General features: G+C 56.2%; 9 protein-coding genes. 6 read left to right on the top strand and 3 right to left on the bottom strand.

Going from position 1 to position 12463, the window contains the following annotated elements:
• Positions 1–26: 26 nt before the first annotated feature.
• The 3 genes from nodC to IVB22_RS29150 are packed head-to-tail and all read right to left on the bottom strand — an operon-like array spanning position 27 to position 2682.
• A complete protein-coding gene (nodC, locus tag IVB22_RS29140) occupies positions 27–1379 on the bottom strand; it encodes a chitooligosaccharide synthase NodC (RefSeq protein WP_247520613.1) in 1353 nt (450 codons plus the stop codon).
• Positions 1376–2053, bottom strand: a complete 678-nt coding sequence (gene nodB, locus IVB22_RS29145) for a chitooligosaccharide deacetylase NodB (protein ID WP_247520614.1) — start codon at positions 2051–2053, stop codon at positions 1376–1378. Before nodB ends, nodC begins: the two co-directional genes overlap by 4 nt.
• A complete protein-coding gene (locus IVB22_RS29150; protein ID WP_276576924.1) occupies positions 2050–2682 on the bottom strand; it encodes a NodA family N-acyltransferase in 633 nt (210 codons plus the stop codon). Before IVB22_RS29150 ends, nodB begins: the two co-directional genes overlap by 4 nt.
• 875 nt (positions 2683–3557) lie before the next feature.
• On the opposite strand from IVB22_RS29150, the gene IVB22_RS29155 reads away from it, so the two are divergent.
• The 6 genes from IVB22_RS29155 to hisC all read left to right on the top strand — a co-directional run bounded on the left by IVB22_RS29155 (position 3558) and on the right by hisC (position 12330).
• Entirely contained in the window at positions 3558–4502 is a 945-nt protein-coding gene (locus IVB22_RS29155; RefSeq protein ID WP_247520615.1) for a LysR family transcriptional regulator, read from the top strand.
• 840 nt (positions 4503–5342) lie between these two features.
• Entirely contained in the window at positions 5343–6287 is a 945-nt protein-coding gene (locus IVB22_RS29160; RefSeq protein WP_247520616.1) for a LysR family transcriptional regulator, read from the top strand.
• A gap of 730 nt (positions 6288–7017) precedes the next feature.
• Positions 7018–7323: a hypothetical protein gene (locus tag IVB22_RS29165; protein ID WP_247520617.1), complete on the top strand. Its 306-nt coding sequence runs from the start codon at positions 7018–7020 to the stop codon at positions 7321–7323.
• A 670-nt stretch (positions 7324–7993) separates the two neighbouring features.
• Positions 7994–8695, top strand: a complete 702-nt coding sequence (locus IVB22_RS29170) for a MerR family transcriptional regulator (protein ID WP_247520618.1) — start codon at positions 7994–7996, stop codon at positions 8693–8695.
• A 918-nt stretch (positions 8696–9613) separates the two neighbouring features.
• On the top strand, positions 9614–10720 hold the full coding sequence (locus IVB22_RS29175) for a branched-chain amino acid ABC transporter substrate-binding protein (RefSeq protein WP_247513443.1): 1107 nt from the start codon (positions 9614–9616) through the stop codon (positions 10718–10720).
• 491 nt (positions 10721–11211) lie between these two features.
• Entirely contained in the window at positions 11212–12330 is a 1119-nt protein-coding gene (gene hisC / locus IVB22_RS29180) for a histidinol-phosphate transaminase (protein ID WP_247520619.1), read from the top strand.
• Positions 12331–12463: the final 133 nt, after the last annotated feature.

Raw genomic sequence — 12463 nt, forward strand, 5'->3', positions numbered from 1 at the left:
ACAGATCGTCCACCTCGGTTGAAGAATCACTTGCCGCTGCAAACGCCGTCAGAGGTCGCCAACCTCGACGAGCCGCGCGAAAGATCCGTCCTGCGAATTGACCCAGAAACTCCCGAAGCTCCTGTAGCGTTCGGTCCAGTGATCGGGTTTCGGATGACGACCTGCTGTTCACCCTTCTTCGGTACGCTGGCAGCCTCCCGTGACAGCCAATCGCTGTTGCTCAAGGTACACAACGCGTAGGCTTTCACGGGTAGTAAGAGAAAGAGGTTGATGAGTGTGTGCAGAGAAAAGCCGAGAAATCGAAGTTGCCGAGCACGCAACGCCGCCACGCTGCAGCGGACCACGGTCATTAATGTGATCAGTAGGCATGTCCACCACGGCACTGTGGCTGTGAGTGCGAACTGCGTGAGCCCCGTCAATAATGATAGAGCGAGCAATAGCGGCCCGAGATTCTGCCCGACAACATCTAGTGTGAGATAGCGATCGAGACCGGAGAGCAGGCGCAGCCCAAGTAGCGTGTCCCGGAAAGTGCTCCGTGCCCACCGGAGTTGTTGGCGCAGATACGGCCTTAGGCTATCCGGGACCACCGTTGCGGCGATGGCGTCCGGAACGTACTCGGTTCGAAACCCTGCTTTCAGCATGAGTATCGTGAGATGACGATCCTCACCAAAGTCGCTCGGCTTTCCCCGAAAAAATTGCGTCTCGTACTGATCTAGCAGTAAAAGAAGCGCGGACCGGCGGTACATAGCACAGGGGCCGCAGCAGCACATAACAGCACCGAAGCGAGCCTGTGCCGCGCGCTCTTCGTTGCAAGCCAGCCAGTACTCCATATCAATCAATCGGGTGAGCCAGGTGTCGCTCCGGTTGCTGGCTGTCAACTGCCCCATGGCCGCGCCGATCGCCGGATTTTGCATCTTTCGGGTAAGCTTCGTAACCACATCGGGGGCGAGTACCGTGTCCGAGTCGACGTTGAGCACCAAGTCTCCAGATGAGCGCCGTATTGCGGCGATCTGCGCCTTGCGCTTTCCTACATTCTCTCGCAGCATAACAAACTTAAACCTCGGATCGTCAGTGTAGGTCTCGTGGACGGGCGCCACATCGTCGAGGTTTCCAGAACCGTCATCAACAACATAGACCTGCAGTTTTCCTGCGTAGTCTTGACTTGCGATGGACTCTAGGCACGCCGAGAGCGTACGCGGGCCCTCGTTGAAGCAGGGGATGATGACATCCACGCTCGGCAGAGCTTCGGTGTCGATAGCATTGTCCAGCGATGAGACGTCTGTCGGCAGGGCATAAAGCGTCTGCACGCCCTTATAGACAGTCGAGAGCAACGCATAAGACAAGACAGTGACAGTGCTGGTTGTGGCAAGCAGGTTCATAGGGGCGTGTCTGTTCTTTGAGATTGAGGAAGCGAGCGGATTGCAAATCCACGGCCGCGGATTGCTGGAATGAGGCGAGAAAGCGCCTTCAGGGTCTGGTCGCGCAGACCAGCGTGAGTGCCCCGTCCCAACTCGTCGGGAGGACATCCGTCGTGCAGGAGCACAATTGCACCTGACCGGAGAGAGGCCAGCACCATCTCGACAATTGCGTCCACGCCAGGACGAGACCAGTCTCGCGGGTCGACCGACCAGTGCAGGGCAGCCAATCCAGCCCTCGCTGACGAAGCGAGCACTTGTTCGGTCCACATGCCATACGGCGCACGGATGTGTCGCACCAAGGCCTGGGGGCACGCCGTTCTGATGGCGCTGCTCGCCGCTAGTATTTCAAATTGCACTTCAGCCGGTTTGCACCTAGATAGGTCCGGATGATTCATCGTGTGGTTTGCGACCTCGTGCCCTTCTGCGATCATTCGTTGGACTAGTTTCGGCTGGTCTGCTGCGTACGCGCCGATAACAAAGAACGTCGCCGGCACCCGCTGTTCCGCCAGCACGTCCAGGACATCCGATGTGCAAAGCGGATTAGGACCGTCGTCAAACGTCAAATAGACGCTGCGATCCCCGGCGGCCTCAGCGCACTCGCTACGCACTGCGGACAAGCAGTCGAGATATCTCACAGCTCTGGCCCGTTGCGATCAATCAACGTACCAGTCGGCCACTCGCTGATCGGCCGTCCAATTGGCAAAACCACAACGAGCACGTCTTCGGTCCGCGTGGGCGACAAGTTGGGATACACATCTGGGAGGGTTGACCGCACGCGAACGCCCGAGAGTACGGTGGCCAGACCGGGCCGCTCGAGCAGCCTTGTAAGATGTTCCTTCAGCGCATGCCGAACCGCGCCGAAGCCGAATGGCACGCCAAGGTGCTGGAGTACTGGATACATCACGCGCATTGAGTGGCTGATTCCGAGTCCCTCAAGATCCGGACGTACACCGTACAATCCCAATTCGGCCACCAGTAGGTCGACCTCTCCGACTTTGATGAAGCGCCGCAGTGCCCCGATGTGAGCAGCTACGCCGCGCGTGTCGTAGCCAATGACACGGACCTCAGGCCTCGCGCCGGCCCAACTTCGACCGCCTTCGAACGGACTTGCATTAAACTCGCCGGTCGGTCCGTAGGTCTCTCGAAAGAACTCGGACAGTTCGATGTGGTCGGCGAGTCGCAACTCATTCTCCCAGCACACCCTCCACTGCACCTGAGAGCGCATTGAGAGACCTCTCGCTGAACTGGAAAGGACTATGTTCATGGCTGCCCCTGCGCACTGTCCGGTCTCTGAGAGTGGAGTTGTTGATGCATGCGAGCAGTTCGCGCTCGCTGAATGGCCTGCTCAGGTAACGGGACACGCTGGCACGTAGCGCGCGCGGCCGGTCGTCCCCAGGACGGCCCGTGAGCAGAATGGTTGGGATAGCCTTTCCAGATGCGACCAGATGCTCGCGTCGCTCGACCGCGAGCATCGCTGTCTAACTGCGTCTCCGCGATCAAGAAGGACGCTCTTAGAAAGCGACTGCATTTTTGGCACTTATCTGCGCTCTGGACCGGTTCTGGGATGTAACCCGCCGAAAAGAGCATGTCCGTCAACTCATCACGGAAAGATCGATAAGCACCCATGACGGAGATTAGGTCCAGCGCTCTTGGCACTCGCACCAAACCTACGAGGGACTTTCCCTGCAGTTTTGGCACAATTTGACTGCGAGGATGCGCGATCCATTTGACCGAAGCGCAGACGTATTTGACGCCTGTATTCGACTCCGGTGTCTTCGAGAAGCTAAGACGGAGTCGAGCGCCGGTTCAGCAGCACGGAGGTAAGCTGCCGATATACTCAGAGTTGGAAAGACTATACGAAGGTTTATCGGCAGTCGGCGGCCATGCGAACTACGCGGCGCTTGTCGCATCGACCCATGGTGATGCGGCTTACGCATTCCGCCGAATCTCGCGGAAATGGCAGGGTTAAGTTGATGCTCAGCAAACACTTGAGTTCTCTTGGAGCCAGGGCAAAGATCGTTAATCAGCCTGGTTGCCTGAATTCGATTTGACTGACGTTTTTGCTATCCGTCATTCCGCAAAATTGGTAAAATCGATTGTTTTTATGTAACCCATTCACAGCATGGATAGCTCAAGATTATGCGCTTCAAAGGCCTCGACTTGAATCTCCTCGTCGCGCTCGACGCTCTGATGACCGAGCGTAATCTCACCGCCGCAGCGCGCAGCATCAACCTGAGCCAGCCAGCCATGAGCGCGGCAGTCGCCCGGCTCCGCGCCTATTTTCGTGATGAACTATTTACGATGAGGGGCCGCGAACTTGTCCCAACACCTGGTGCGGAAGGGCTTGCCGTCCCAATTCGGGAGGCTCTGCTGCACATCCAGCTGTCGATTATTTCGCGGGATACGTTCAATCCAGCGCGATCGGATCGCCGCTTCAGGATCAACCTTTCCGATTTCATGACAGTCGTGTTCTTCCGAAAGATCGTGGACCGTGTCGCGCGGGACGCTCCCGCCGTCCGCTTCGAATTCCTGCCTCTCTCGGACGACCCCGATCAGGCTCTTCGGCGCGGCGAGGTCGATTTTCTTATCTTACCAGAGTTGTTCATGTCGACCGTCCACCCTAAAGCGGCACTGTTCGAGGAGACGCTCGTGTGCGTGGGTTGCCGCACGAACAAGCAGCTATCACGGCAGCTTACATTCGAGAGATACATGTCGATAGGGCACGTCGCGGCCACGTTCGGGTCGACGCAAAGGCCCTCCATCGAGGAATGGTTTTTGCTCGAACACGGTGTCAAGAGACGCATTGAGGTCGTTGTGCAGGGCTTTAGCATGATCCCGCCTATACTATTGAACACCGGCCGTGTAGCAACGATGCCCGGAAGGCTTGCCAAGCATTTCGCAAAGACCACGCCTCTGCAGATAGTCGATCTTCCGCTGCCACTTCCCGCATTCACGGAGGCCCTCCAATGGCCTGCCCTTCACAATACTGATCCGGCAAGCATATGGATGCGGCAGATAATATTGGAGGAGGCGTCCCGCATGGCTTCTCCCCGAGAGGCCACGCGACGTCGCAGGCACTGCTAGTTTGCTCGCCGCGTCTGACCACCCGCTCTTCGCCAATCGAGATATATCTTTAGGGGCTTCAAGAGCAGCCGGCCCAGATAAGCTCCCTGCCTGCCAATCCTTCGGATGGCTAGCCCTGCAAGAGGACACGAACGCCCTCTATTGCACGAATGGGATTGCACAGTCGAACAGCCGCAGCCCGCGCCGAATTGCCATCAAGAAATCGATGCCAGGCATCGACTCTGTCGTGTGGTCAAGCGATACAATCCTCCTGAACGCCGGGACCTTGAGCGTCCCGGCAACAGCCGTGAAGCGAAATGTTCTCAGAACTGGCCCAACGCGAACGAGATGATCATCGGCGATCGCGGCAGTCGGCATTTGGCATACCAGCATCATCGCAACTAATGCATTTCAATCAAGAGAAGACGCCCGCCTGCCAGGACACGATACCTAAACGACAAATCGCTTGAATCGCACGCTGCGTCAGGTTGTAAGCAGGGCTGGAGTTTCGACCATGAGTCCAGCAACATCACGTAGCCGGCGATTGGCCATGCAAAAGCGCTGAAGCCACCGGCGTAGCGGTAAGCACTAGCGCCGCTGTGATCGTGGAGGGTTTCCGAGCGAATGTTACCGTGATGGCGTACTTCAAAACTGCGAGCGATTTCCACGCCCGGTCAGCTCTCCTTCGCGCGGACCGACGTGCTTCCGATCGAGTACGAGATCTGGGGCGCTATAATTTTGGGAATGGCTGGGCGCGATAGCGATCCCCGATGGCCAGCAGATTCCGTTGCGGACTCGGGTCTTGGCGAGGAGAGTGAAACAGTCACAGGAGTCGCCGCCGCTTTCAACAGAGTAACAGACATGCGTTTTGAAGGCCTTGATCTAAATCTTCTCGTCGCGCTCGATGCTTTGATGACCGAGCGCAACCTTACCGCGGCGGCACGCCGCATCAACTTGAGCCAGCCGGCCATGAGCGCGGCCGTCGCCCGACTGCGCGCCTATTTCCGCGATGAGCTATTTACGATGAGGGGCCGCGAACTTGTCCCAACAGTGCGTGCGGAAGAGCTGGCCGCCCCAATTCGCGAGGCTCTCTTGCACATCCGGCGCTCCATTATTTCGCAGGATACGTTCAACCCAGCGCGTTCGAATCGCCATTTCAGGATCATCCTTTCCGACTTCATGACAGTCGTGTTTTTTCCGAGGATCGTGAACCGTACCGCCCGGGAAGCTCCCGGCGTCAGTTTCGAACTGCTGCCACTGGCCGATGAGCCGGATGAGCCTCTCCGGCGCGGTGAAGTCGATTTTCTTATCTTACCAAAATTGTTCATGTCGAACGAGCATCCTAAAGCGACACTGTTCGAGGAGACACTTGTGTGTGTAGGCTGCTGTTCCAACAAGCAGCTGCCAAGGCAGCTTACATTCGAGAGATACATGTCGATGGGGCACGTTGCGGTTCGGTTCGGGCTGACGCGAAAGTCCTCGATCGAGGAATGTTTCTTGCTCGAACATGGTCTCAAGAGACGTATCGAGGTCGTTGTGCAGGGCTTTAGCATGATCCCGCCTATGCTATCAGACACCGGCCGCATAGGGACAATGCCACGAAGGCTGGTTGAGCATTTCGAAGAAACGACGCATCTGCGGATCATTCAACTTCCACTATCACTTCCCGCATTCACTGAGGCCGTACAATGGCCTGCCTTTCACAACAGCGATCCGGCAAGCATCTGGATGCGCGAGATATTATTGCAGGAGGCTTCCCGAATGGCTTCTGCGCGTAAGACCACGCAAATGTCCACCCGTTCTTGAAATTTAGGCAGAACGTCTCATCACCTGCTCTTCACATCAATCAGGATCTAGATCCTTAGTGCGAACTGGCCCTCATTTTTCGTAAGCGCGACCCACTAAGTACGTTTACGTGACGGCTTTCTCGCTTCACCTGAATGGGCGACAATTTGCGGCGCGCGCACGGATCCCCCGCCCAAGCGGTTCGCAATGTTATCAATTCAATGATAGCAGCATTGGTCCTTTGTCAACACGCTGCGTCCTGGATAGCGTATTAAGATACTCGGCGAATCTACACGGGCGACGATGAGCCAGCATCGCATCGGTCTATTAGTGGCGCTGGTCGAGGATGATCGCCTGCTGGCGGGTCACTCCCGCGGGTCGCGATGCGCATCGTTATCGCTATAATTTATACTTCGAGGACTTCGAGTAGCGCATCACCTGTAACGCGAGCATGTCGGACAGCCCGTCGCCACTCGATCGCTTACCCTATCGTCGTTCTTCCCAGCCTCGGCTGCCGATCAACACACGCATTCGGCTTTCCGCATTTCTTGCAACCATCTCTCAGGATCTGCGTCCCTGCGAATTTGAGACTTCGTACTCTTCACCCGGCCAATCCGCCTGCATATAGAGACCACTTGGCTGGGCTATTCTTTAGAGAAAGTGGTCCGATATCGCCTCAGCGATTCAAGTCAAAGCACAGCGCGACCGTGTTGCAAAACTGCATCACTTGAATGCGAATTGCATTTCGTCGATGTACGTCGCCGGTTTGTCTCCATTTGACTCTACCGCAACCAAACAACTGGACGATGTGCGCCCACTTGGCGCGATGATAAATAAGGAGCCGATGTTGCAGCAATACAGTGGCGTCTACGATCCGGAAGAACTCTCGGCCTTGGGAAAGATTCTTGATGAAGCATTCGCGGCGTTACCGGCATCCATGCAAACACCAGAGAATCGAACGGAACTCGCCAAGCTTGTTCTCGCTCGTGAAGCCACAAGCGAGAGCGACTTGGCAACCCTGAGGAATTTGATGGACGCCGTTGCATCTGCCGCTTGATCAATTGGCACTCTGAGGAGAGTCACGTTGCTTGCGGCGGCAATGGACGTCGGTTCACTAGACCCTTGAAATGTCTTGACTCTTACGCGACGTCAGGTTGTAGCCTCGCAGACCGAGAAACATGACCAAAGCTACATCACGAACGCGTCGACGCGCATTGGCGAACTTGCAGAGGCTGCCGGCATAACGGTACGCATCCTGCATCACTGCAAGCACACAGGCCATTAGGTGCGTCGGAGCGAACCAAAGGCGCTCAGCGGATGTACGACCGTGAGGGCGTAGAACGAGTATATCAAATTCGATCGCTGCATGAGCTTGGCTTCGCCCCTCACTAGCGGAGCCAAAACGTTGCGGCGATGCAGTGGTTTGTACGAGCGGAAGGGCCTCTCGATCTTAGGAAACATTCTGATGAAATATTCGCGACGTTACCGGTCTTGATACGAATGAGCGAAGAATGGTACGGCACTCGCCAACATCAAGCGCAGCAGCCAGCGAAGCCGAATTGACGTTCCTGATGATCTTGATGGTCACCATCGCATCACCGCTTAATCAATCGGCGATATGAGCAAAGTCACCTTGGTTGCGCCCAGATGGAAGACGGTTCAGCTAGATCATTCAAATAGCTTGAATCTCACGCAATGTCAGGTTGTAGGCTTGGAAACTGAGAAACATGACCAAAGCTACACCACGAAGGCGTCGATGGCGCATTGGCGAACTTGCAGAGGCTACCGGCGTAACGGTACGCACTCTGCATCACTACGAGCACATAGGGCTATTAAGTGCGGCGGAGCGCACCGATGGTGGCCACCGAATGTACGACCGCGACAGTGTACAACGAGTGAACCAAATTCTAGCACTGCGTGAGCTTAGCTTCTCACTTGAGGAGATCCGCGGAGCCATGGAAGGCAGCTCTTCGCTTACCGACCTGTTGCGCAACCACTTGGAGCGCATCGAAGTTCAAGTCGAACGTACGACCCAGTTGCGAGATCGTTTACGTAACATGACCACGGATGACGAAGTACATGTCAGTGTGGATGAGCTACCTGCGACGTTAGATGCAATGTCGCGGGTTGAGAAACGCGCTCAAACGCCCCGATGCAGATGCGCCTCAGACCCAAATCGAGAGGAGCGGTGGCAACGGATCCACAAGGAGTTGCGCGATTGTATGATTAGAGGCGAGCATCCTTGCAGCGAACGGGTCACTGCTGTGGCCCTTCAAGCGCGCTCGCTAATCACCGAAGTCGCAGGAGCGGAATCAACAGCTTCAACGATACTGAAAGTTCTTGCGCGATTGAGCGCACCTCGCAATTTGGCTGGCTGGGATCCCGGACTAATGCAGTATCTCGATCTTGCACTTGCCGCATTACAGTGATTAGCCGTGCTGGCACTCGCGCCTAATCCGTGCGCGGCTGCCGTTTGCGTTCAGCCAGCGCGCTTCGGAACCTGTCGGATCTCAATTGAGCAGCCGATTTAGATCTCGATTAGCCGGTCATGCGCTTCGAGCCACGAGCGGCCTTAAGGCAAATGTAGAACCAACGTCCGATCTACACAGCAATCTGACAGGCCCCTATGGCGGCGCCGGTCGGCTTGCAAGCACCTCCGGCGTCTGAAGCCTGATGCTCGAAGCCGTCGTCCCAAGCTCCCAAGCCAATGGCGCGAGCAGCACCAAGTGCGGAGAGCCAAATGTACCTTGTGACCAGGCACGATCCTGCCTCGGGGGTGAGACGTCCTGACCACTGGTGAGCCCGAGCAGCTTGCTCAACACCTGACCGCTCGGACTTGGCAACTCGAAACGAGCCTGGGTCGGTGTTCCGAGTTGAAAGATCCTTCTGCATACATCTTTCGTAATTCCGAGCGAAATCTCCAACGGTGGCGAGCGAACGTCCCCTTCTGGTTCGTGCCAGATGCTTTGAGGCATGCGCTGCATTTTCTCAAGTTTTCCTCGTCTGCTTCTGGGGCCCGGCAGTTTGGCCATATTCATCCAAGAGTCTTTGAGGGGGCTTGAATCGCACGCAGCGTCAAATTGTACGATCTCAAAGTAGGTGGCGCGGTCTCTTGGCAGAACGCTCAGAGACTACTCCGGCTATCCGTGGAGGATCGCCTTGGACCTGCAGTACGTGATGGACTTCTGGGCGAGAGCTCTCGGCGTCTACGGGGCCGAAATGGATGATAATCAATGGTGTTACATAAGTTTGATCAGCGCGAGCCCGGCTCGCGACTAAGCGACACCTCAGAAGGTCTGGCGCACAGCACGACTGACCGCAAACTCCGGCCATATCGGGAGCTCCGAATGTCAATTTATCGTGTCAGTTCAGCCGCGAGTGCAGCCATCCTTGCTTGTGCTTTGGTTTCGACTGCGCCCGCTGCAGACATTAATATTGCCGTCGCCGGACCGATGACCGGAAGCACTGCTGCGATTGGTGTGCAGCTGCGCGAGGGTGCTGCCGCGGCCGTTGATGCTTTGAATGCCTCCGGCCTACTTCCCGGTACAAAGGTCATATTGAGCGTCGCCGACGACGCGTGCGATCCCAAGCAGGCTGTCGCAGTAGCGAATCGGCTGACGGCGGATCGGGTCAAGTTGGTCGTTGGCCACCTTTGTTCTTCTTCCTCGATCCCAGCTTCCGACATTTACGCTGAAGCGCAAGTTATTCAAATTTCGCCCGGCACAACTAATCCGCAGCTGACAGAGCGTGGTCTCAAGACGGTATTTCGAATCTGCGGCCGCGATGACCAACAAGGCGTCGTGGCAGCCCAATACATCCTGCGACACTACCCGAACAACAAAATTGCCGTACTTGACGACAAGAGCACCGCTGGCAAGGGTATTGCCGATGTCGTCGAGTCGCGTCTTCGGGAAGCGGGCAAAAACGTCATTCGGCAAAGCTATGCAGCCGGCGAAAAGGACTACACGGCCCTGGTCTCAAGGATGAAAAGGGACGGAATCCAGATCGCCTATATTGGCGGCTATTACACCGAGATCGGGTTGATTGTGCGCCAGGCGGCAGACGCAGGCGCAGCTTTCACGATCATGGCGAACGATCCGTTGATGACTTACGAATTCTGGGCCATCACGAGCAGAGCCGGAAACGGCACCCTGTTCACCTTCATGCCCGATGCCACCAAGAATTCCCAAGCCGCGGACGTCGTGGCTAGACTCAAGGCTTCCAAACTGTCTGCGGAAGGCTATACGCTCTACGCCTATGCGGCCGTCCAAGCTTGGGCGGACGCGGTGAAGCGGGCCGGCTCCCTCAACGCCACCCGGGTGGCAGCGGCGCTTCGTTCGCAGCCGATCGAAACAGTAGTCGGGACGATCCGATTTGATACCAAAGGAGACAACGCGTCTCCCGGCTTCGTAGTTTACCGCTGGCACGACAGTATTGTCGAACCCGTCGAGTAGAACTGATCGTCGCGACGGCCCCGCATATTCAGCCAATGAAGGAAATCATGAAACCTCCGCAACAGCGCAAATGGCGAGCTACTCGCGTTGCTTCTCGCGCTCTCCGCGATGCTTGCGGTCCTACCCTACCCCGGATGCGTCTTCCGGAAGGCGACGAGGGCGCGGCATTAGTTTTGCCTGGCACCTGGACTAAATGCTGGAATGTCATTCTGGCCAACTCAAGAATGACAGCCAATCCCATTCCGGCATTGAGCCGCCAGATCGCGCAAAACTTCGACCGCCGACGATTATCTTCGGCTTCGCTGGGGTTGGCACGTAGCGGCAGGTTCACCAACCTCTAAGAAACTCGGCAGTTCGAGCTGCCGCCCCCAGCAAGATTTGGATGGCTGCCGTCTTGTTATCCCAATGAGGCATCCAGCTCTGCCATCGCCGGCGCAACGGGTCGGCATGCTGACAATCCGAATCGCCTCGGCGGCTTAAAGGAGAACGATGTGTCTGATGCAAAATTGCAAGGTGTGCTCTCTTCTCTTTCGCAGGCAGCGAGACAATTAGATGCTGTGCCGTCCGGCCGGCCCGCACCGGATGCTAGCTACGTGAAGCTAAACACGAATGAGAACCCATTTCCACTACCAACAATGGTGTGGCAAAGTGCGATGGCGGCTCTCGAGCGGCAATATCTATATCCGGAAGATGACAATATTGGCTTGAGGAAAGCAGCCGCCGATGCTTACGGCCTATCGAAAGATCATGTAATCGCCGGTAACGGATCGTCTGAGCTTCTCGGGCTAATTTACAGAGCTTTTCTTGCCCCGGGCGACAGCCTGGCAATGATCTCGCCGGGCTTTTCGTTCAACCGAAAACTTGCCATGTTGCAGGGCGCTCGATTGCTCGAAATCAAATCGCGCGATGCTGATTCTTTGCCTATGGAGCAATTGCTTCTTGGTCCCGCGAAAGATGCCAAGTTCATTGTGTTAGCTAACCCGAACAATCCGACCGGATCCTTCGTTCGGATATCCGATATCGAGTGCCTCGTGGCAAACTCGAACCGGTTAATCGTTTTGGACGAGGCCTATGTAGACTTCGCACCCGATAACGGTATGCGCCTCGTCAGTCGCTATTCGAATCTTCTTCTCCTCAGAACATTCTCGAAAAGCTATGCTGCCGCTGGCATTCGCGTCGGCTTCGGTTTCGGCCACCCCGAGCTCATTGGGAGGCTACGTAATATCCAGAACGTCTTCAACATGAATGTGGTCGCGCATGCGATGGGCATCAGCGTCCTGGCGCATCGCGCCGCTTACGAGGAGAACCATAGACATATCAGGCACGAAAGACAGCGAGTTACGACCGCTCTGTCGCAACTTGGCTTTTCTGTAACACCCTCCCATGCAAACTTCTTGCTAGCCGGAGTGCCGGAGGGCAAAGACGGTAGATGGTGGCAGGCAGCCTTGGAAACGCAAAAGATACTCGTTGCCTTCTTTCCTGATGAAGACCTGGAAAATTGTATCCGGGTTAGCATTGGCACGAGATCGCAAATGGACGCGTTTCTCGCAGCAGTCGGTTACATATCTGAGTTCTTAAGAACTGGAAGACCGCCCGCTTCGCGCAGTTAATGTCTCCTTTTGCGTTACCTCGGCGATCGTACCAGGTCACAAAAGATGAGTGCGATTTACGCCAAGGGCAGAGGTCAGTTCTGGCTAAACGACGAACAGTGGCCACGGGTCGACCCTTACTCTCTGATGGTCG

The sequence above is a fragment of the Bradyrhizobium sp. 190 genome, assembly GCF_023073415.1.
Lineage (GTDB): Bacteria > Pseudomonadota > Alphaproteobacteria > Rhizobiales > Xanthobacteraceae > Bradyrhizobium.